Source organism: Xanthomonas massiliensis, from assembly GCF_900018785.1.
Classification (GTDB): domain Bacteria; phylum Pseudomonadota; class Gammaproteobacteria; order Xanthomonadales; family Xanthomonadaceae; genus Xanthomonas_B; species Xanthomonas_B massiliensis.
Window position 1 is genome coordinate 1,378,568 of record NZ_FCOY01000006.1, and the last position, 20,175, is coordinate 1,398,742.

Genomic DNA, 20,175 nt, shown 5'->3' on the forward strand with positions numbered 1-20,175 from the left:
CCGAGGCCGGGGAACGGCAGGGTCACCAGACCAGGTCGTCGGGCACCTGGTACTTGGGGTCGGCGTAGGGATCGTCCGCGGCCGGCGCGTCCGGATCCACCTTCAGCGCCACCGCCGGCGGGAACACGGCCTCGACCTCGGCCAGCGCGGCGGCATCCACCAGCAGGTAGCGGCCGTTGAGCTGGACCACGCCCAGCGCGCCGGCGTTGAGCGCCTTGAGCTGCTCGGCGGTGACGTAGATGCGCTTGATCTTGCCGCCGTAGGGGAAATGCCGCGCGATCTCGGCCTCGGCCTGGTTGAGCGCCTTGTCCTTGAGCAGCGCCTCCAGCTTCGCCCGTGCCTCGCGGCGCTGGCGGGCCTCCTCCTGCTTGAGCCGCTCGGCCTCGATGCGCTCCTGCTTCTCCTTCTGCGCGCGGATCGCGTAGGCCTTGGCCAGGTCGATCTCCTCGCGCGAACGCGGCGCCTTGCCGGCGCCCCGGGCAGCGCTCCGGCCGGGTCCCTTGCCGGGACCGGGCTTGTGCGGCCCGTCCCCGCCCTTGCCGGCATGCGCCGCCGGCTTGCCCGGGCGGTCGGGCCTGCGGCCTTCGGGCTTGCGCTCGGGCCGGGGAGCGGGCTTGAACCCCAAGCCCATCAGCTGGTCGCGGAGGGAATCGCTCATGCGTGTTCGGATCGTACGGGAAACGGGGGAAAGGGCCGAGCATGCCCCGGCCGCCGACAACGGTTCAGTAATGCGGCGGAGGCGGCTCGTCGGCCGGGTCCGAATACAGCGCCGAGCGAACCTTGCCCAGGTCCTCGATCAGGTTGCGCAGCACCTCGGCGTTGCGCGAGCCCTGCAGGCGCGCATCGGCCAGGGCCTCGCTCAGCTCGGCGATGGCCTGTTCCTGGAAGGACACGCGCATCTCCAGCTCGACCAGGCGCGCCTCCAGGGCGCGGGCACGCTCGTCGGAAAGATCGCCCGGCTCAGCCATGGGCATGTCCCTCCACCGAACGGCCGCGGCCGATGCCGTAGTAGGCCAGGCCGGCGGCCTCGACCTCGGCCGGCTCGTACAGGTTGCGGCCGTCGAACACCGCCGCGTCGCCCAGGGCGCTGCGCAGCGCGACGAAATCCGGGCTGCGGAACTGCTTCCACTCGGTCACCACGATCAGCGCGTCGGCCCCTTCCAGCGCCTCGCCGGCGCTGCCGCACAGCACCAGGTCGTCGCGTTCGCCGAAGATGCGCCGCGCCTCGTCGGCGGCCTCCGGGTCGAAGGCGCGCACGCGTGCGCCGGCCTCCCACAGCAGCGCCAGCAGGCGCCGGCTGGAGGCCTCGCGCATGTCGTCGGTGTTGGGCTTGAACGCCAGTCCCCACACCGCGAAGGTCTTGCCGGCCAGGTCGGCGGTGCCGTAGTGGCGGCATACCAGCTCGAACAGGTGCGCCTTCTGGGCGGCGTTGACCGCCTCCACCGCCTGCAGCAGCACGGCCGGATGGCCGACCTGCGTGGCGGTGCGGGCCAGGGCCTGCACGTCCTTGGGGAAGCACGAGCCGCCGTAGCCGGCGCCGGGATAGATGAAATGCCAGCCGATGCGCGGATCCGAACCGATGCCCTGGCGCACGCACTCGATGTCCGCGCCGACCTTCTCGGCGATGTTGGCGATCTCGTTCATGAAGCTGATCTTGGTCGCCAGCATCGCGTTGGCCGCGTACTTGGTGAGCTCGGCCGAACGCACGTCCATCTCCACGATGCGCTCGTGGTTGCGGTTGAACGGCGCGTACAGGCGGCGCAGGCGCGCCACCGCGCGCGCACTGGACGCACCGATGACGATGCGGTCCGGGCGCATGCAGTCGGCCACCGCATCGCCTTCCTTGAGGAACTCGGGATTGGAGACGACATCGAAGCCGAACGACAGGCCGCGCGCATCCAGCTCGGCACGGATGACCGCTTGCACGCGGTCGGCGGTGCCGACCGGCACCGTGGACTTGTTGACCACGATCACCGGCCCGTCGATGTGGCGGCCGATGGTGCGGGCCACCGCCAGCACGTACTGCAGGTCGGCGCTGCCGTCCTCGTCCGGCGGCGTGCCCACGGCGATGAACACGATCTCCCCGTGCTCGATCGCCGCTCCGGCGTCGTCGGTGAACAACAGCCGCCCGGCGGCATGGTTGGCCTGCACCATCGGCTCCAGGCCGGGCTCGTAGATCGGCACCACGCCGCGATTGAGGCCTTCCACCTTGGCCTGGTCGATATCCACGCAGACCACGCTGTGGCCCACCTCGGCCAGGCAGGTTCCGGTGACCAGGCCGACATAACCCGTGCCGAAGATCGAAACGCGCATCGTCTGTTTCCCGCTTACGGCAACACGCCCATCAGTTCGACGTCGAAGGTCAGCGTCGCGTCCGGGCCGATCGGGCCGCCCTGGGTGCCCTGCGGGCCATAGGCCAGGTTGGAGGGGATCCAGAAGCGGTACTTGGAACCGACCGGCATCAGCTGCAGGCCCTCGGTCCAGCCCGGGATGACCTGGCCCAGGCCGAACTCGGCCGGCTCGCCGCGCTGGTAGGAGCTGTCGAACACGGTGCCGTCGAGCAGCTTGCCCTCGTAGTTCACCCGCACCTTGCTGGTGGCGGTGGGACGCTCGCCGCTGCCCTGGCGCAGCACCAGGTACTGCAGGCCCGAGGCGGTGGTGATCACGCCCTTCTGGGTCTTGTTGTGGGCCAGGAACTCGGCGCCGGCGGCGCGGTTGCGCTCGGCCTGCTGGGCCTGGCGGCTGGAGCCGAACGCCTGCAGCACGGCCTGGGCCTGCTGCGGATCCATGCTCGGGGTGCCGCCGGAGAACACGGTGGTCAACGCGCCGAACAGCGTGTCCAGGTCGATCTCGTCCTTCAGCCCGGCCAGGCTGGGGCCGATCGCGTAGCTGCCCAGCATCAGGCCGACCTTGTGCTTGTCCACCGGCGGCGGCGCGCTGCCCGGCGCCTGGCCCGGCACCGGCTGGCCGCTGCGGGCGGCCATGGCGGTACGCAGTGCCGCGTCGGTGGCCTGGGCCTCTTCCATGGAGATCAGCGGCTGGCCGCCGGCCAGCGCGTTGTCCACCGCCTTGCGCAGTGCCGCCATGTCGATGTCGCCGGCGATGGGCTGGAAGGCGCGGGCCACGTCCAGGCCCAGTGCGTAGCTGACTTTCTGCCGCTCGGTATTCAATGATTTGTCCTGTGCGTCGTGGGCGGCCGGCGTGGCGGCCGGCTGCTGTGCCATTGCGGCCCCGGAAGCGGCCAGTGTCGCGATCATCAGCGACGCCATCGCGCCGCGCATACCCGTCTTCATTCGCTGCTTGTCCTCGATGGAACCGGCGCCACCACGGCGCGACCGGCCCGCATTGTCGCATGCACGGCGGCGATGTCGATGCGCGCCCGGTACACGGCAGGCGCCGGCGGCGGCGTGCCCCGGCGGCCGTCGATGGCGGAACACCCGGCACCCTGCGGCCCGCGACTGCCGCGGCGCGCGGCACCGCGACCGATCCCCCGTCACGGCATTCGCGATGTCACGGCATTCGCGGGCAGCGCAGGCACCGGCATCACGACGTGCCCCCATCGACTCTGCCCTGCCCCCGACGGCAATCGCCGCACCTCGATCCGTGCGCCGTGCCCGCAGCCGCCCTTCGCCACTGCGCCCAAGCCGCGGGAACGGTCGCCGCGGCCCGGCCATGGCCAGCGGCGACCAAGCACCGCATCCGGGGCCGACACCCAGCCCCGTCGCCGAAGGATGGCCAAGGCATCCTGCCTCGATCCGCGCACTGGGCCAGGGCTGTGCAGCGGCCGCGCGTGGCCGCCCCCGTCGGCCCTGCCGATGCGGCCGCCGGCCGAGGCACGCGTTCCGGCGGCGAAGCGCCACGCCCGGCATCGACGCAACGCCGCCCTTGCCCGAAGACGCCGACGGCATGGCAGCGGCCGATCCCGCCGCGTCGGTGGGCCCGGGGCGGCCTCCGCCTTCGGTACGTCCGGGGGCAACGCAGGCACGCCGGCGCCATGACCATCCGGGCCCGGAAACCCAGGGAAGGAGCGCGACGCTTCGCTGGCCCCGCCGGGGTCCGAGAAACCCAAGAAGGCCGGGCGAACGGTGCCGTGCTGCCCCGGGGGCCGTACCCGGCCGCTCCTGTTCAAGGACGCGGCTCCCCGGAATCCGCCGCTTCCACAAGGCTCCCGGCCTGGAATCCGCCCTCTCCCTCCCCCTGGGAAGGACAGAAACCATGAACAGGGAGGAACACGCATGCGAAACCGGTTGACGCGGCCAAATCTAGTGTTATAGTCACGTACAACACCACTCACCCAAGACAGGAGGCGGCATGAAACGGGAACGCATCGCCCACCCGGCAGCCCTGGGCTGCATCGGCGTCGCCCTCCTGGCCGCGGGCTGGCTGGTGGTATCCGCTTCCTCGCGGGACATGGACCCCGGCGCCGTACGCGGCGTCTCCGAAGCGGCACAGGACTCCCCCACGCCGGCGGCTTCGGCAGGACCCGAACGGATCCTGCGGGCCTCGCTGGCGATGCCCTACTTCTCCTTCGCGCGCAGACTGCGTCCACGGAGCTGATCCCCCATGACCGACATCCAGTGGAGCGACGGCGCTCCGATCTATCGACAACTCAAGGACAAGGTGGTCGCGATGATGCTCGACGGAATCATCAAGCCGGGCGATGCCCTGCCCTCGGTACGCCAGGTGGCCGCCGAATACCAGCTCAATCCGATCACGGTCTCGCGTGCCTACCAGGAGCTCGCCGACGAGCACCTGGTGGAGAAGCGCCGCGGCCTCGGCATGTTCATGACCGAGGCGGCCGCCAGCCAGCTGCGCGGACGCGAGCGCGAACGCTTCCTCACCGAGGAATGGCCGCAGGTGCTCGAACGCATCCAGCGCCTGGGCCTGGACCTCCACGACCTGCTTCCTCCGGACACCACCGCATGAACACCATCCCCACCCCCGTCTCCGCCGAGGCCGTGGTCAGCGCCCGCGGCCTGCGCAAGGACTACAAGCACAAGCACGCCCTGACCGGCCTTGACTTCGACATCGGCGCCGGCCGCATCGTCGGCCTGATCGGCCCCAACGGCGCCGGCAAGACCACCGCGCTGAAGGCCATCCTCGGCCTGATCCCGTTCCAGGGCGAGCTCAGGGTGCTCGGCATGGATCCGCGGCGCCAGCGCGACGCGCTGATGCGCGAGGTCTGCTTCATCGCCGACGTGGCGGTGCTGCCGCGCTGGATCAAGGTCAAGGAGGCGGTGGACTTCGTCGCCGGCGTGCACCCGCGCTTCGACCGCGCCAAGTGCGAGCGCTTCCTGGCCAGCACCCAGCTCAAGCCGGAGCTGCGCGTGCGCGAGATGTCCAAGGGCATGATCGTGCAGCTGCACCTGGCCCTGGTGATGGCCATCGACGCGCGCCTGCTGGTGCTCGACGAGCCGACCCTGGGCCTGGACATCCTGTACCGCAAGGAGTTCTACCAGCGCCTGCTGGAGGACTACTTCGACGAGGACAAGACCATCCTGGTCACCACCCACCAGGTCGAGGAGATCGAGCACATCCTCACCGACGTGCTGTTCATCCGCGACGGCCGGATCGTCCTGTCCACCGACATGGAAAGCCTGTCCGAGCGCTACACCGAGGTGCTGGTGCCGGCCGACCGGCTCGACCAGGCCCGCGCCCTCGGCCCGATCGACCAGCGCGCCCTGCCCTTCGGCAAGACCGTGATGCTGTTCGACGGCGCGCCGCGCCAGCGCCTGGCCGCGCTCGGCGAGACCCGCAACCCCGGCCTGGCCGACCTGTTCGTGGCCATCATGAAGGGAACCTACGCATGAACGTTTCCGTCTCCGCACCGACCCACAAGACCCATCCGTTCGTCTGGCTGCTGCGCCGCGAATTCTGGGAGAACCGCGGCGGCTTGCTGTGGGCGCCGGTGATCACCGGCGCCATCGTCGCCGTGCTGTACACGCTGCTGGCGGTGATCGGCAGCATCGCCGGGCGCAACCAGATCGGCGGCAACCACATGGTCATCGACGGCGGCGCCGAGCGGATCAGCGAGGCCCTCGGTCGCTTCGGCGACGGCGTGCTGCTGGTCGGCATCGGCCTGACCAGCGTGGTCCTGGCCTTCGTCGTGTTCTTCTACGCGCTGGGCAGCCTGTACGACGACCGCCGCGACCGCAGCGTGCTGTTCTGGAAGTCGCTGCCGCTGTCCGATCGCGACACCGTGCTGTCCAAGGCGCTGTGGGCACTGGTGCTGGCGCCGCTGATCGCGCTCGGCGTCGGCATCGTCCTGGGCCTGGTGCTGTGGGTGGTCTCGGCGCTGACCCTGACCGTCAACGGCATCTCCGCCAGCACCGCGGTGTTCACCCATTCACACCCGCTGCAGGTCCTCGGCCACGTGCTGGCCGCACTGCCGGTCTACGTGCTGTGGGCGCTGCCGACCATCGGCTGGCTGATGTTCTGCTCGGCCTGGGCCCGCGCCAAGCCGTTCCTGTGGGCGGTACTGCTGCCGATCCTGGCCAGCGTGGTGCTGAGCATGATGGGCATCCTGCCCGGGCTGCAGGTGCCGCACCGCGCGATCTGGCACGTGCTCGCCTACCGCGGCCTGCTCAGCGCGATACCGGGCACCTGGCTGACCGCCACCTCGGGCAGCGCCGCACCGGCCGGGCTGGACCATCCCGACCAGGTGATCGCCGGCCTGGACTACCTCGACAGCTGGCACGCCTTCGCCACCTGGGACCTGTGGATCGGCGTGGTCGTGGGCATCGCCCTGATCGCCGCCGCCGTCTGGCTGCGCCGCTGGCGCGAGCTGGCCGACTGACCCGGCATCGACGCATACATCCACGGATACGAGGACCGACCATGAAGCATGCATCCATCGCGCTCGCGCTGTGCCTGTGCCTGCCGGCCGCCGCCCGGGCGGCCCCGCCCGCCACCGGCGACACGCCGGCCGGCGTGAACGGCGAGATCGGCCAGGGCATGGCCGAGGCCCGCGCCGAGATCGTGGCCGAGCTGGCCAAGGCCCGTACCGAGCTTGAGACGCAGAACCTGGACGTCGGCAACGGCCTGCATTTCGGCAGGCACCGCGACGGCGGCGGCAAGCACGCCGCCCTGCCCGGCGCCGAGATCAGCCCGCGAGGCGATTTCCTGGTCGGCGGCAAGGCGGTGGCCATCGACGCGCGGCAACGCGCACGGCTGCTGGCCTATCGCGGCCTGGTGATCGACATCGCCAGGGACGGCCTCGACGTCGGCGAGCGCAGTGCGCTGGCGGCCGTGGACGTCGTCGATCGCGGCCTGTTCGGGCTGATGGTCGGCGCGCTCACCGGCAGCACCGAGCGCCGGGTCGAACGCCAGATGAAGGCCGCCCTCAAGCCGGCCATCGAGCGGATCTGCGCGCGCCTGCCGGTGGTGCTGGCCTCGCAGCAGCAACTGGCCGCGGACCTGCCGGCCTTCGCCCCCTACGCGGACCTGCGCCAGGACGACATCGCCGACTGCGACCGCAGCGTGCGCGAGGAACTGGCGACACGTTGACCGCGCCCTCCCCCGCATTCCCCGGCATCCATGCCGGCCACACCATCGCGCCGGCGCGGACGCCGGCCTTCCACGAGAGGCTCACCATGAACACGCTCCGGACCCGATCCCTCCTGCTGCTGGCCGTCGCCGCGGCCGCCCTGCCGGGCGCGGCGCTGGCCGCGCAGGAATGCAAGCACGCCGAACCCCGCCAGCTCGCCTTCGATACCACCGGGGTGACGTCGCTGCGCTTCGAGGTCAACAGCCACGACCTGCGCCTGGCCGGCGCGCCCGGCCACGCCGGCGCGCTCAAGGGCCGCGCCTGCGCCAGCGATCCGGCCCTGCTCCGACAGCTGACCCTGACCCAGCAGCGCGAGGGCGACGCGCTGGTGGTGCGCCTGCAGCGCGAAGGCAACACCGGCCTGGGCGGCCTGTTCTCCGGCAACAGCTATGCCTGGCTGGACATCGCCGGCAGCGTGCCCGACGGCATCCCGGTGCAGGTGCGGGTCGGCTCCGGCGATGCCGCGGTCAGCGGCGTGGCCTCGCTCTCGGCCGATATCGGCTCGGGCGACCTGGACGTGCGCCGGGTCAAGGGCCTGGTGGACGCGCGCATCGGCTCGGGCGACCTCAAGCTGCAGGACGTCGGCGCGCTGAGGATCGGCTCGATCGGCTCGGGCGACCTCAAGGGCGAAGGCGTGGCCGGGCCGGTGACGGTCGGCAGCGTCGGCTCGGGCGATCTCGAGCTGTCCCGGGTGCGCGGCAACGTCAGCATCGCCTCGGTCGGCTCGGGCGATGTCGGCCTGGCCGACGTCGGCGGCAGCATCGTCATCGACGTGATCGGCTCGGGCGACGTGGACGCGCGCAATGTCGCCGGCAGCCTGACCGTCAAGGCCAAGGGCAGCGGCGACGTGCGCCACCGCGACGTGCGCGGCCCGGTCAACCTGCCCCGCCGCTGACACGGAAAGCGCCATGACCCCGATGACCCTGCCCCCGATGCAACGTGCCTTCCGCCCCCTGCTGCTGGCCGCCCTGGCCGCCCCGTTCCTGCTGGCCGCCTGCGGGCGCCAGCAGGGCCAGTCCGCCGCCACCACCTCGGTCTCCGCGACCCCGGCCGGCAAGGACATCCACGTCGACGGCCACGGCGTCAGCCTGGTCAACGGCAACCTGCAACTCCATGCCGAGGGCCAGCCGCCCGCCGCGATCACCCCCGACGGCCAGCTGCGGATCGGCGCCAGGGCAGTGGCGCTGACGCCGGCCCAACGGCAGCTGGTGCTGGACTACCGCCAGCACGTGCTGGGCATCGCCGACCAGGGCATCGAGGTCGGCAAGCAGGGCGCCGCCCTCGGTGCCAGCGCCGCCGGCGAGGCGGTGAAGGCGGTGCTGGCCGGCGACACCGACCAGCTCGAGCAGCGCATCAAGGCCCAGACCGGCCAGGTGCGCCAGGCCGCATTGAAGATCTGCGATGCGATCGAAGGGCTGCGCACGGCCCAGGACGCGCTCGCCGCGCAGGTGCCGGCATTCCGGCCCTATGCCGACGTGCAGGCCGGCGACGCGGACGATTGCCGCCGCGACGCCCAGGAAGACTGAGCCTCGGTGGGGGCCGCCTCCGCGGCGGCCCCTTACAATGGACGGGTCCTTCCCCCATGGTTCGCGTCGATGAAGAAGCTGCTCGCCCTGTCCGTCCTGCTGGCCGCCTGCCTGCTCGTGGCCGCCTGCGGCGGTTCCTCCCCCTCCCGGCACGAATCGCGCGCCGAACGTTCCCAGCCGCGCGTGTCCATCGGCGGCACCCTGGTGACGCTGCGCCGGCCGCCGGCACCGAACGTGGATTTCCTGATCGACGGCACCGTCAAGATCGACGATATCGCCCTGCCGCTGCCGGAGGCGCGCAAGCAGGAAACGCGCGAGGCCTTCCTGCAGTGGCAGATGCTGCGCCAGCAGGCGATCAACGACGGCCGGCTGGCCGCCGACGCGCGCGGCGTCCCGGTGCAGGCCCCGCCCGCGTTGCAGGCGCTGCAGCAGCAGCTGATGCAGGACATCCCGGAACTGCGCCCCTACGCGCCGAGCTTTGCCGCGCTCAAGGCCGAGTGGCACTGAGCCGGGACACCCCTACTCCAGACAGCAGAACGGCCGCTCGCGCGGCCGTTCTGCTGTCTGCTGCCCGCGTGCGGTCCGCGGGCGCGGGCCGGTTCAGCCGCCGCTGCCGCCGTGGATGCCGCCGGCGGTGAGCGCGGCCGGATCGAGCAGGCCGCGCAGCTCGGCCTCGGGCAGGCCGCTGTCCTCGATCGCCACGTCCAGCACCGGCCGCTGTTCCTTGTAGGCGCGCTTGGCGATCGCCGCCGCCTTCTCGTAGCCGATGATCGGGTTGAGCGCGGTTACCAGGATCGGGTTGCGCGCCAGCGCCGCGCCGACGTGGTCCTTGCGCGCCACCAGCCCGGCGATGGCCTTGTCGGCCAGCAGCCGCGAGACGTTGGCCAGCAGGCCGACCGAGTCGAGCAGGTCCAGCGCGATCAGCGGCAGGGTGACGTTGAGCTGGAAGTTGCCGGTCTGCCCGGCCACGGTGATCGCGGTGTGGTGGCCGATGACTTGGGCGCAGGCCATCACCGTGGCCTCCGGGATCACCGGGTTGACCTTGCCCGGCATGATCGAGCTGCCGGGCTGCAGCGCCGGCAGCTCGATCTCGCCCAGGCCGGCCAGCGGCCCGGAATTCATCCAGCGCAGGTCGTTGGCGATCTTGATCAGCGCCACCGCCAGCGCGTTGAGCTGGCCGGACAGCTCCACCGCGTCGTCCTGCGAGGCCAGGCCCTCGAACTTGTTGTCCGCGCTCTCGAACCTGAAGCCGGTGGTAGAGGACAGCGCCTTGGCCACCTTGCCGCCGAAGCGCGGATCGGCATTGATGCCGGTGCCCACCGCGGTGCCGCCCAGCGGCAGCCGGCGCAGGCGCTTGAGGCTGTCCTCCAGGCGCCCGTGCGCCGAGTGCAGCTGCGCCGCCCAGGCATCGAACTCCTGGCCGAAGGTCACCGGCATGGCGTCCATCAGGTGGGTGCGGCCGGTCTTGACCACCTTGTCCAGGCCGCGGGCGCGCTTGTGGATGGTCTTGCGCAGGTGCTTGAGCGCCGGCAGCAGCTGCTCGTGCACGGCCAGCAGGGCCGATACCCGGATCGCGGTGGGGACCACGTCGTTGGAGCTCTGCCCCAGGTTGACGTGGTCGTTGGGGTGCACCGGGCGCTTGCCGGACGCGTCGCCCTTGAGGTGGCGCGTGGCCAGGGTGGCGATCACCTCGTTGGCGTTCATGTTGGACGAGGTGCCCGACCCGGTCTGGTAGACGTCGATCGGGAACTGGTCGTCGTGGCGGCCCTCGGCCACCTCGGCGGCCGCCTTCTGGATGGCCCGCGACACGCCCTTGGGCAGCAGATCCAGCTCGGCATTGACCTGCGCGGCCGCGCCCTTGATCAGGCCCAGCGCACGGATGAAGCCACGCGGCATGCGCTGGCCCGACACCGGGAAGTTCTGCACCGCCCGCTGCGTCTGCGCTCCCCACAGGGCCTCGGCGGGCACCTGCAGCTCGCCCATGCTGTCGTGTTCGATCCGGTAACGCTCGCTCATCGCACTACTCCACGTTTCAGGTTGAAGGGAAGCCTGCGGCTGGCGGGGCAACGGGCCCGGGCTGGCACCGCGCAAGGATACGCCGCGCCCCTTTGCGGCGCGTGCAGGCCCGCCGGGCTCGGCCGGCCGCGCGGCCGGCTAGAATGGACGACCTCTTCCCCGCTTCCCGCCGTCGCCATGCCGGATTCCGCCCTGCTCGCCCTGTCCCCGCTCGATGGCCGCTACGCCGCCAAGGTCGACGTCCTGCGCCCGATCTTCTCCGAATACGGCCTGATCCATGCCCGCGTGCGGGTGGAGATCGCCTGGCTGCTGGCGCTGGCGGACGAGCCGGGCATTCCCGAACTGGCCCCGTTCTCCGCCGGCGCGGCCGCGCGCCTGCGCGGGCTGGCCGACGACTTCTCGGTGGAGGACGCCGCCCGGGTCAAGGCGATCGAGCGCACCACCAACCACGACGTCAAGGCGGTGGAGTACTTCATCAAGGAGCGCCTGCGCGACGACGCCGAGCTGGCCCCGGCGCTGGAATTCGTGCACTTCGCCTGCACCAGCGAGGACATCAACAACCTGTCCTACGGCCTGATGTTGGCCCGCGCCCGCGCCGAGGTGCTGCTGCCGACCCTGGACGGCATCGCCCAGGCCCTGCGCGAAATGGCGCACGTGCAGGCGGCCCAGCCGATGCTCTCGCGCACCCACGGCCAGACCGCCTCGCCGACCACCCTGGGCAAGGAGATCGCCAACGTCGTCGCGCGCCTGGACCGGCAGATCCGCCAGGTCGCCGCGGTCGAGCTGACCGCCAAGATCAACGGCGCGGTCGGCAACTACAACGCCCACGTGATCGCCTACCCGGACGTGGACTGGCCGGCGTTCGCGCGCCGCTTCGTGGAAAGCCTGGGCCTGGTGTTCAACCCCTACACCACCCAGATCGAGCCGCACGACAACGTCGCCGAGATCGGCGATGCCGTGCGCCGCGCCAACACCGTGCTGATCGACCTGGCCCGCGATGTCTGGGGCTACGTCTCGCTGGGCTACTTCCGGCAGAAGCTCAAGGAAGGCGAGGTCGGCTCCTCGACCATGCCGCACAAGGTCAACCCGATCGACTTCGAGAATGCCGAGGGCAACTTCGGCATCGCCAACGCCCTGTTCGGGCATTTCAGCGCCAAGCTGCCGATCAGCCGCTGGCAGCGCGACCTGACCGACTCCACCGTGCTGCGCGCGCTGGGCACCGCCTTCGGCCACACCCAGGTGGCGCTGGACTCGCTGGCCAAGGGCCTGGGCAAGCTCACCGTCAATCCCGAGCGCCTGGACGCCGACCTGGACGCGGCCTGGGAAGTGCTGGCCGAGGCCGTGCAGACGGTGATGCGCCGCCACGGCCTGCCCAATCCCTACGAGCAGCTCAAGGCGCTGACCCGCGGCCACGGCATCAGCGCCGAGGCCATGCAGGCGTTCATCGCCGGGCTGGCGCTGCCCGAGGCCGACAAGCAGCGCCTGCTGGCGCTGACCCCGGGGCACTACACCGGCCTGGCCGAGCGGCTGGCACGGGCGATCTGAACCATGCCCGGCGATGCGCCAGCCCACGGGTCGGCCGACCGTGCCCACGGCGCCGCCGCAGGCACCGGCCCCGGGCCGGCGCTGCCGCGGGCGTGCCGGGGGCTGGCGGGCCCTGTTCTCATCCGGCGCCGCCGGAAATTCGCCGCCTCGCAGCGGCGGCATCGCTTCGCAGCCGGCCATCCCGGAGCCACGACCGCCGCGTGCCGGTCAGGCACGCGTCCGGTGGGCGCCACCGCGCCCTCCCTCCATGCGGCATTCCAGGGCCGGCACATGCCTGTCGGCGCATACGCTCCGCCGGCACGCGCCCGGCGTGCGCGACCTGAACGGCTCCGCCCTTCGCCCTGCCCGCCCCCGGCCATGTTGATCCGCATCAATGTTCCGGAAACCGGCGCCGGCGACGATGCCTGCATCCTCCCTTCTCCCGTCCGCGCCACGCCACAGGGGCGTGCATCCCGATGACCAAGAAAACCGCCAAGTCCCCCGCCCTTCCCTTCGAGATCCAGGCCAGCGGCCAGTACCCGCTGGGCATGCCGGTCGCGCGTTTCCTGCGCGACTACTGGCACAAGCGCCCGCTGCTGATCCGCAACGCCTTCCCCGGCTTCCAGACGCCGGTGACCCCGGAGGACCTGGCCGGCCTGGCCTGCGAGGACGGCGTGCTGGCGCGCATGGTCAGCCTGGACCGGGCCAGCGGGCGCTGGAACGTGCGCACCGGCCCGTTCGCCGAGGAGGACTTCCCCGGCCTGCCCGACCACGACTGGACCCTGCTGGTGCAGGACGTGGACAAGTGGGACCCGGACGTGCGCGCGCTGCTGGAGCACTTCCGCTTCCTGCCGCGCTGGCGCATCGACGACATCATGATCAGCTTCGCCGCCACCGGCGGCTCGGTCGGCGCCCACGTCGACCACTACGACGTGTTCCTGCTGCAGGCCTACGGGCTGCGCCGCTGGCAGATCGACGCCAGCGTGGCGATGGGCCGCAAGGCCCCCGACCTGGCCTTCCGCGACGACGTGGACATCAAGCTGCTGCGCCGGTTCGCGCCCACCCACGACTGGGTGCTGGCGCCGGGCGACATGCTCTACCTGCCGCCGCTGGTGCCGCACCACGGCGTGGCCGAGGATCCGTGCCTGACCTTCTCGGTCGGCATGCGCGCGCCGTCCTCGGCCGAACTGATCGCCGACTACCTGGATACCCTGGTCGACGGTGCCGACGAGGCGGTGCGTTACCACGACGAGGACCTGCAGGCGGCGGCCGACCCCTACGAGATCGACCCGGCCGCCATGCACCGCGCCATCGCCGCGCTCAATGCGCTGCGCATGAACGACCCGGACCGGCTGGGCGACTGGTTCGGCCGCTTCGTCACCACCTATCGCGCCTCCGGCGAGGTCGTGCCGCCGCCGGACCTGCCGCCGCGCGCGGACGTGGAAGCCGCCCTGGCCGCCGGCCGGGTGCTGCAGCGCTTCCCGTGGTCGCGCCTGGCCTGGCGCCGCGCCAGCCGCGGCGCGACCCTGTTCTGCAGCGGCCTGGAATTCCACGTCGGCGTGAACGACGCGCGGGCGCTGGCCGCGGCCGAGAGCGTGGACGGGCACCAGTACGCACGCCTGTCCGCGCGGGGGCGCGATGCGGTGTGGGACCTGCTGCAGGCAGGCCACTATCGCCTCGCCGGGCAGGACGAGGTGGAGGACGAGACCACGCCATGAGCCTGTACCGGCACCGGCCGCACACCGTCGCGGCCGGTGCCCACGCATCAATTCCTTGACATCCCGGGTCTATAATTTCCGACCGTGATGCCTTCTGGCCGCCCCTCCGGGATCCGCCAGGCCCCATCAGACCATTTCCAAGCGATCGGCCAACATCGTGGACAATCTACTCAAGCAGTTTGCGCAGACCTCGCAGCTCGCCGGCGGCAACGCCTCCTACGTGGAGGAGCTCTACGAGCAGTACCTCGTCTCTCCCGACAGCGTCGAACCGGAGTGGAAGTCCTACTTCGACGGCCTCAAGGGCCGCGAAGCCGGCGACGTGCCGCACTCGGCCGTCATCGCCCACATCACCGAGGCCGCCCGCCAGGCCGCCTCCGGCGCGGGCGTCCCGATCTCCGACGAGCGCGAGCGCAACGTCGGCCGCCTGATCACCGCCTACCGCGCGCGCGGCCACCTCGGCGCCCAGCTCGATCCGCTCGGCCTGGTCGCCCCGGTCAACCCGCCCGACCTGGGCCTGGCCTTCCACCACCTCTCCGACGCCGACCTGGACAGCGAGTTCAGCACCGGCGGCGTGGCCGGCCAGCCGCGCATGAAGCTGCGCGAGCTGCTGGGGCGCCTGAAGGCGACCTACGCCGGCCACATCGGCGCCGAGTTCATGCACATCAGCGACGCCGAGCAGCGCCGCTGGATCTACCAGCGCATGGAGAACGACGGCGGCGCCTGGGCCGGCGACACCGCCTCGCGCAAGCGCACCCTCGAGCGCCTGACCGCGGCCGAGGGCCTGGAGCGCTACCTGCACACCAAGTACGTCGGCCAGAAGCGCTTCTCGCTGGAAGGCGGCGATTCGTTCATCCCGATGATGGACACGCTGGTGCAGGACGCCGGCCGCACCGACGTGCAGGACGTGGTCATCGGCATGGCCCACCGCGGCCGCCTGAACCTGCTGATCAACACCCTGGGCAAGAACCCGCGCAAGCTGTTCGACGAGTTCGAGGGCAAGTTCGAGCACGCCCACGACGACCGCGCCAGCACCGGCGACGTCAAGTACCACATGGGCTTCTCCGCCGACGTGGTCACCGCCGGCAATCCGGTCCACCTGGCCCTGGCCTTCAACCCCTCGCACCTGGAGATCGTCGACCCGGTGGTCGCCGGTTCGGTGCGCTCGCGCCAGGAACGCTACGGCGACAGCGAACGCAAGCGCGTGCTGCCGGTGCTGGTGCACGGCGACGCCGCCCTGGCCGGCCAGGGCGTGATCATGGAACTGCTGCAGATGTCGCAGCTGCGCGGCTTCGGCGTCGGCGGCACCCTGCACATCGTCATCAACAACCAGATCGGCTTCACCACCAGCGAGTCCGACGACCGCTCCACGCTGTACTGCACCGACGTGGCCAAGATGGTCGAGGCGCCGGTGTTCCACGTCAACGGCGACGACCCGGACGCGGTGGTCTACGTGACCAAGCTGGCCTACGAGTTCCGCCAGAAGTTCCAGAAGGACGTGTTCATCGACTTGGTGTGCTACCGCCGCTGGGGCCACAACGAGGCCGACGAGCCGGCGGTGACCCAGCCGGTCATGTACCAGGTGATCCGCAGCCACCAGACCCCGCGCGAGCTGTACGCCGCGCAGCTGGAGAAGGAGGGTGTGATCGCCGCCGGCGAGGCCCAGGCCCTGGTGGACGGCTACCGCGCCAAGCTGGACTCCGGCGAGTACACCACCGAGCTGGCCAAGCGCAATCCGGACAAGACCGCCATCGACTGGTCCAGCTACCTGGTCGGCGGCCTGGACGACGACATCGACACCCGCGTGCCGCGCAAGGAACTGGACGCGATGGCCAAGGCCATCAACACCGTCCCGGACGGCTTCACCCTGCACCCGCGCGTGGCCAAGATCTACGGCGACCGCGCCAAGATGGCGGCCGGCGAGCAGCCGGCGGACTGGGGCTTCGCCGAGAACCTGGCCTACGCCACCCTGCTCGACGAGGGCCACCGCCTGCGCCTGGTCGGCGAGGACGTGGAGCGCGGCACCTTCTTCCACCGCCACGCGGTGCTGCACGACCAGAAGAGCGATGCCACCTACACCCCGCTGCACCAGCTGGTGAAGGATCCGGAGTCGGCCGCGGTGGTCAACTCGCTGCTCAGCGAGGAGGCGGTGCTGGCCTACGAGTACGGCTATTCCACCACCGATCCCAACACCCTGTGCATCTGGGAGGCCCAGTTCGGCGACTTCGCCAACGGCGCGCAGGTGGTGATCGACCAGTTCATCGCCGCCGGCGAGGCCAAGTGGGGCCGCATCTCCGGCCTGGCGCTGTTCCTGCCGCACGGCTACGAGGGCCAGGGCCCGGAACACAGCTCCGCGCGCCTGGAGCGCTACCTGCAGCTGTGCGCGCTGCAGAACATGCTGGTGTGCGTGCCCACCACCCCGGCGCAGTGCTTCCACATGATCCGCCGCCAGCTGCGCATGACCACCCGCAAGCCGCTGGTGGTGATGACGCCCAAGTCGCTGCTGCGCCACAAGCTGGCCGTGTCCAGCCTGGACGATCTGGCCAACGGCCACTTCCAGCACCTGATTCCCGACGGCGCGGCCGATCCGGCCCAGGTCAAGCGCGTGGTGCTGTGCGCTGGCAAGGTCTACTACGACCTGCTGGAGGACAAGCTCGCCCGCGGCCAGGACGACGTGGCCATCCTGCGCGTGGAGCAGCTGTACCCGTTCCCGCGCGAACTGCTGGTCGAGCAGCTCAAGCGCTACGCCGGTGCCGACGTGGTGTGGTGCCAGGAAGAGCCGCAGAACCAGGGCGCCTGGTACCAGATCCGCCACCACCTGCAGGCCTGCCTGCAGCCGGGCCAGAACCTGCACTACGCCGGCCGCGCCCGTTCGCCGTCGCCGGCGGCCGGCCACATGGCCGACCACGTCGCCCAGCAGAAGCAGCTGGTGGCCGATGCGCTGGTCAACCCCTTCGACGACCAGGTCGCCGAGTAACCCCTCACTTCCATCACCCCCTTCGATAACGAACACCAGGAAGCCCAACGCATGGTCACCGAAGTCAAAGTCCCGGTACTGCCCGAATCCGTATCCGACGCCACCATCGCGAGCTGGCACAAGAAGGCTGGCGAAGCGGTCAAGCGCGACGAGAACCTCGTCGACCTGGAAACCGACAAGGTCGTGCTGGAAGTGCCTTCGCCGGTCGATGGCGTGCTGAAGGAGGTCAAGTTCAAGGAGGGCGACACCGTCACCAGCAACCAGGTGCTGGCGGTGATCGAGGAAGGCGCCGTCGCCGCGGCCGCGCCGGCCGAGCCCAAGGCCGAAGCCGCCGCACCGGCCCCGGCCGCGCCTGCGGCTCCCGCGCCTGCCGCCCCGGCACCGGCCCCGGCCAAGCCGGCAGCGGCAGCGGCCGCCGCCCCGGCGCCTGCCGCCAAGAGCAGCGGCGTCGATACCCTGCCGCCGGGCGCGCGCTTCGCCGCCATCACCGAGGGCGTGAATCCCGCCGAGGTGTCCGGCACCGGCCGCCACGGCGCGGTGACCAAGGAGGACATCGTCAACTACGCCCGCTCCGGCGGGGCGGCCACCGCCACCGGCGCCCGCCCGGAGGAGCGCGTGCCGATGACGCGCATCCGCCAGCGCATCGCCGAGCGCCTGCTGCAGTCCAAGAACAGCACCGCGATGCTGACCACCTTCAACGAGATCAACCTCGCCAAGGTCGTCGCCGCGCGCAAGGCGCTGCAGGAGGACTTCGTCAAGGCCCACGGCATCAAGCTCGGCTTCATGAGCTTCTTCGTGAAGGCCGCGGCCAACGCGCTGCAGCGCTTCCCGCTGGTCAACGCCTCCATCGACGGCACCGACGTCATCTACCACGGCTACAGCGACATCTCCATCGCCGTGTCCACCGACAAGGGCCTGGTGACCCCGGTGCTGCGCAACGTGGAGCGCATGTCCTTCGCCGACATCGAGAAGGGCATCGCCGACTTCGCCACCCGCGCCCGCGCCGGCAAGCTGACCCTGGAGGACCTGCAGGGCGGTACCTTCACCATCACCAACGGCGGCACCTTCGGCTCGCTGCTGTCCACCCCGATCGTCAACCCGCCGCAGAGCGCAATCCTCGGCATGCACGCCATGAAGGACCGCCCGATTGCCGAGAACGGCCAGGTGGTGGTCGCGCCGATGATGTACGTGGCCCTGTCCTACGACCACCGCATCATCGACGGCAAGGATTCGGTGCAGTTCCTGGTGGACATCAAGAACCAGCTGGAGAACCCGGACCGCATGCTGTTCGGGCTGTAAGCCGGGAATCGGGAACGGACGCCGGGGCGGGAACGCCCCCCTCCGTTCCCGCCTGGACCTGGACGGGAACCGGCCGCCCGTGCGCCTTCCCGTCTCCCATTCCCCATTCCCGTGAGCGAATGAAATGAGCGAACAATACGACGTCGTCGTCATCGGAGCCGGCCCGGCCGGCTATCACGCCGCCATCCGCGCCGCCCAGCTCGGCATGAAGGTGGCCTGCGTGGACGCCGCGCTGGGCAAGGACGGCAAGCCGGCACTCGGCGGCACCTGCCTGCGCGTGGGCTGCATCCCGTCCAAGGCGCTGCTGGACTCGTCCCACCAGTTCTGGAACATGAACCACCAGTTCGGCGACCACGGCATCAGCTTCAAGGACGCCGCGATCGACGTGCCGGCGATGATCACCCGCAAGGACAAGATCGTTAAGCAGTTCACCGGCGGCATCGGCCTGCTGTTCAAGGCCAACAAGGTCACCGCGTACTACGGCTACGCCCAGCTGCAGCCGGGCAACGTGGTCAAGATCAAGCCGCACGAGGGCGACGAGGTCGAGCTCAAGGGCACCAACGTGATCATCGCCGCCGGCTCGGATTCCATCGAGCTGCCGTTCGCCAAGTTCGACGGCGAGACCATCGTCGACAACGTCGGCGCGCTGGACTTCACCGAGACCCCGGCGCGCCTGGCGGTGATCGGCGCCGGCGTGATCGGCCTGGAGCTGGGCAGCGTGTGGCGCCGCCTCGGCGCGGAAGTCACCATCCTCGAGGCGCTGCCGGACTTCCTGCCCGCCGCCGATGCCGAGATCGCCAAGACCGCGGCCAAGGAATACAAGAAGCAGGGACTGGACATCCGCCTCGGCGCCAAGGTCTCCAAGACCGAGGTCGCCGGCAAGGGCAAGAAGAAGGAAGTGGTCATCAGCTACACCGACGCGGCCGGCGAACAGACGCTGGTGGTGGACAAGCTGCTGGTGGCCGTGGGCCGCCGCGCGGCGACCAAGGGCCTGTTGGCCGAGGGCACCGGCGTGCAGGTCGACGAGCGCGGCCGCATCGTGGTCGACGAGCACTGCCACACCGGTGTGGACGGCGTGTGGGCGGTCGGCGACTGCGTGCGCGGGCCGATGCTGGCGCACAAGGGCTTCGAGGAAGGCATCGAGGTGGCCGAGCTGATCGCCGGCCTGCCCGGCCACGTCAACTACGACACCATCCCCTACGTGATCTACACCGAGCCGGAGGTGGCCTGGGTCGGCAAGACCGAGCAGCAGCTCAAGGCCGAGGGCGTGCCGTACAAGTCCGGCACCTTCCCGTTCGCGGCCAACGGCCGCGCGGTGGCGATGGACGAGGCGGTCGGCTTCGTCAAGGTGCTGGCGCATGCCGAGACCGACCGCGTGCTCGGCCTGCACCTGGTCGGCCCGGTGGTGTCCGAGCTGGTGCACGAGGGCGTGCTGACCATGGAATTCAGCGGTTCGGCCGACGACCTGGCGCGCATCTGCCATGCCCACCCGACCCTGTCCGAGAGCATCCACGACGCCGCGATGGCCGTGCACAAGCGCGCCATCCACAAGGCCAACTGAGCCTGCAGGGG

At 70.8% G+C, this 20,175-nt stretch carries 18 protein-coding genes; 13 read left to right on the forward strand and 5 right to left on the reverse strand.

The window, feature by feature from the left end; translation table 11 throughout:
- Positions 1–22 precede the first annotated feature (22 nt).
- The 4 genes from BN3794_RS09155 to BN3794_RS09170 all read right to left on the reverse strand — a co-directional run bounded on the left by BN3794_RS09155 (position 23) and on the right by BN3794_RS09170 (position 3,293).
- Positions 23–658, reverse strand: coding sequence for a DUF2058 domain-containing protein (locus tag BN3794_RS09155; RefSeq protein WP_066096356.1), 636 nt, complete (start codon positions 656–658; stop codon positions 23–25).
- A gap of 64 nt (positions 659–722) precedes the next feature.
- On the reverse strand, positions 723–968 hold the full coding sequence (locus BN3794_RS09160) for a SlyX family protein (RefSeq protein ID WP_066096359.1): 246 nt from the start codon (positions 966–968) through the stop codon (positions 723–725).
- Positions 961–2,313 (reverse strand): UDP-glucose dehydrogenase family protein, encoded by a 1,353-nt coding sequence (locus tag BN3794_RS09165; RefSeq protein WP_066096362.1) that lies wholly within the window; start codon positions 2,311–2,313, stop codon positions 961–963. The genes BN3794_RS09160 and BN3794_RS09165 overlap by 8 nt, the downstream gene beginning before the upstream one ends.
- 14 nt (positions 2,314–2,327) lie before the next feature.
- Positions 2,328–3,293, reverse strand: a complete 966-nt coding sequence (locus BN3794_RS09170; protein WP_066096365.1) for an FKBP-type peptidyl-prolyl cis-trans isomerase — start codon at positions 3,291–3,293, stop codon at positions 2,328–2,330.
- Between the two features lie 1,018 nt (positions 3,294–4,311).
- On the opposite strand from BN3794_RS09170, the gene BN3794_RS15930 reads away from it, so the two are divergent.
- The 8 genes from BN3794_RS15930 (at position 4,312) to BN3794_RS09205 (ending at position 9,579) form a co-directional block, all read left to right on the forward strand.
- Complete coding sequence (locus BN3794_RS15930; protein WP_078059671.1) at positions 4,312–4,557, forward strand: hypothetical protein; 246 nt, start codon at positions 4,312–4,314, stop codon at positions 4,555–4,557.
- 6 nt (positions 4,558–4,563) lie between these two features.
- Positions 4,564–4,926 carry a GntR family transcriptional regulator gene (locus tag BN3794_RS09175; protein ID WP_066096368.1) on the forward strand — a complete coding sequence of 121 codons (363 nt, stop codon included), beginning with the start codon at positions 4,564–4,566 and terminating at the stop codon, positions 4,924–4,926.
- A complete protein-coding gene (locus BN3794_RS09180; RefSeq protein WP_066096371.1) occupies positions 4,923–5,810 on the forward strand; it encodes an ABC transporter ATP-binding protein in 888 nt (295 codons plus the stop codon). Before BN3794_RS09175 ends, BN3794_RS09180 begins: the two co-directional genes overlap by 4 nt.
- A complete protein-coding gene (locus tag BN3794_RS09185; protein ID WP_066096374.1) occupies positions 5,807–6,796 on the forward strand; it encodes an ABC transporter permease in 990 nt (329 codons plus the stop codon). The genes BN3794_RS09180 and BN3794_RS09185 overlap by 4 nt, the downstream gene beginning before the upstream one ends.
- Before the next feature lie 41 nt (positions 6,797–6,837).
- Complete coding sequence (locus BN3794_RS09190) at positions 6,838–7,506, forward strand: YggN family protein (RefSeq protein ID WP_066096377.1); 669 nt, start codon at positions 6,838–6,840, stop codon at positions 7,504–7,506.
- Between the two features lie 86 nt (positions 7,507–7,592).
- On the forward strand, positions 7,593–8,441 hold the full coding sequence (locus BN3794_RS09195) for a DUF4097 family beta strand repeat-containing protein (RefSeq protein ID WP_066096380.1): 849 nt from the start codon (positions 7,593–7,595) through the stop codon (positions 8,439–8,441).
- A 13-nt stretch (positions 8,442–8,454) separates the two neighbouring features.
- Positions 8,455–9,072: a DUF2884 domain-containing protein gene (locus tag BN3794_RS09200; protein WP_147675715.1), complete on the forward strand. Its 618-nt coding sequence runs from the start codon at positions 8,455–8,457 to the stop codon at positions 9,070–9,072.
- Between the two features lie 69 nt (positions 9,073–9,141).
- Entirely contained in the window at positions 9,142–9,579 is a 438-nt protein-coding gene (locus BN3794_RS09205; RefSeq protein WP_066096387.1) for a hypothetical protein, read from the forward strand.
- 93 nt (positions 9,580–9,672) lie between these two features.
- On the opposite strand, the gene BN3794_RS09210 is transcribed toward BN3794_RS09205, so the two are convergent.
- On the reverse strand, positions 9,673–11,088 hold the full coding sequence (locus BN3794_RS09210; protein WP_066096390.1) for a class II fumarate hydratase: 1,416 nt from the start codon (positions 11,086–11,088) through the stop codon (positions 9,673–9,675).
- A 177-nt stretch (positions 11,089–11,265) separates the two neighbouring features.
- Here BN3794_RS09210 and purB point away from each other — a divergent pair, with 177 nt between their 5' ends.
- The 5 genes from purB (at position 11,266) to lpdA (ending at position 20,164) form a co-directional block, all read left to right on the forward strand.
- Positions 11,266–12,633, forward strand: a complete 1,368-nt coding sequence (purB, locus tag BN3794_RS09215) for an adenylosuccinate lyase (protein ID WP_066096393.1) — start codon at positions 11,266–11,268, stop codon at positions 12,631–12,633.
- A 455-nt stretch (positions 12,634–13,088) separates the two neighbouring features.
- Entirely contained in the window at positions 13,089–14,330 is a 1,242-nt protein-coding gene (locus BN3794_RS09220) for a ribosomal protein uL16 3-hydroxylase (RefSeq protein ID WP_078059672.1), read from the forward strand.
- 157 nt (positions 14,331–14,487) lie between these two features.
- Positions 14,488–17,304, forward strand: a complete 2,817-nt coding sequence (locus BN3794_RS09225; RefSeq protein WP_066096396.1) for a 2-oxoglutarate dehydrogenase E1 component — start codon at positions 14,488–14,490, stop codon at positions 17,302–17,304.
- A gap of 51 nt (positions 17,305–17,355) precedes the next feature.
- Positions 17,356–18,603 (forward strand): dihydrolipoyllysine-residue succinyltransferase, encoded by a 1,248-nt coding sequence (gene sucB / locus BN3794_RS09230; RefSeq protein WP_066096399.1) that lies wholly within the window; start codon positions 17,356–17,358, stop codon positions 18,601–18,603.
- 124 nt (positions 18,604–18,727) lie between these two features.
- Positions 18,728–20,164, forward strand: coding sequence for a dihydrolipoyl dehydrogenase (gene lpdA, locus BN3794_RS09235; RefSeq protein WP_066096402.1), 1,437 nt, complete (start codon positions 18,728–18,730; stop codon positions 20,162–20,164).
- The last annotated feature ends 11 nt before the right edge of the window (positions 20,165–20,175 follow it).

Bases quoted from the DNA above. Each gene is read 5' to 3' on its own strand.
- BN3794_RS09170 (WP_066096365.1), bottom strand. From the start codon at position 3,293: ATGAAGACGGGTATGCGCGGCGCGATGGCGTCGCTGATGATCGCGACA.
- BN3794_RS09165 (WP_066096362.1), bottom strand. From the start codon at position 2,313: ATGCGCGTTTCGATCTTCGGCACGGGTTATGTCGGCCTGGTCACCGGA.
- BN3794_RS09205 (WP_066096387.1), top strand. From the start codon at position 9,142: ATGAAGAAGCTGCTCGCCCTGTCCGTCCTGCTGGCCGCCTGCCTGCTC.
- BN3794_RS09185 (WP_066096374.1), top strand. From the start codon at position 5,807: ATGAACGTTTCCGTCTCCGCACCGACCCACAAGACCCATCCGTTCGTC.
- lpdA (WP_066096402.1), top strand. From the start codon at position 18,728: ATGAGCGAACAATACGACGTCGTCGTCATCGGAGCCGGCCCGGCCGGC.
- BN3794_RS09195 (WP_066096380.1), top strand. From the start codon at position 7,593: ATGAACACGCTCCGGACCCGATCCCTCCTGCTGCTGGCCGTCGCCGCG.
- BN3794_RS09210 (WP_066096390.1), bottom strand. From the start codon at position 11,088: ATGAGCGAGCGTTACCGGATCGAACACGACAGCATGGGCGAGCTGCAG.
- BN3794_RS09200 (WP_147675715.1), top strand. From the start codon at position 8,455: ATGACCCCGATGACCCTGCCCCCGATGCAACGTGCCTTCCGCCCCCTG.
- BN3794_RS09180 (WP_066096371.1), top strand. From the start codon at position 4,923: ATGAACACCATCCCCACCCCCGTCTCCGCCGAGGCCGTGGTCAGCGCC.
- BN3794_RS15930 (WP_078059671.1), top strand. From the start codon at position 4,312: ATGAAACGGGAACGCATCGCCCACCCGGCAGCCCTGGGCTGCATCGGC.
- BN3794_RS09175 (WP_066096368.1), top strand. From the start codon at position 4,564: ATGACCGACATCCAGTGGAGCGACGGCGCTCCGATCTATCGACAACTC.
- BN3794_RS09160 (WP_066096359.1), bottom strand. From the start codon at position 968: ATGGCTGAGCCGGGCGATCTTTCCGACGAGCGTGCCCGCGCCCTGGAG.
- BN3794_RS09190 (WP_066096377.1), top strand. From the start codon at position 6,838: ATGAAGCATGCATCCATCGCGCTCGCGCTGTGCCTGTGCCTGCCGGCC.
- sucB (WP_066096399.1), top strand. From the start codon at position 17,356: ATGGTCACCGAAGTCAAAGTCCCGGTACTGCCCGAATCCGTATCCGAC.
- purB (WP_066096393.1), top strand. From the start codon at position 11,266: ATGCCGGATTCCGCCCTGCTCGCCCTGTCCCCGCTCGATGGCCGCTAC.
- BN3794_RS09155 (WP_066096356.1), bottom strand. From the start codon at position 658: ATGAGCGATTCCCTCCGCGACCAGCTGATGGGCTTGGGGTTCAAGCCC.
- BN3794_RS09220 (WP_078059672.1), top strand. From the start codon at position 13,089: ATGACCAAGAAAACCGCCAAGTCCCCCGCCCTTCCCTTCGAGATCCAG.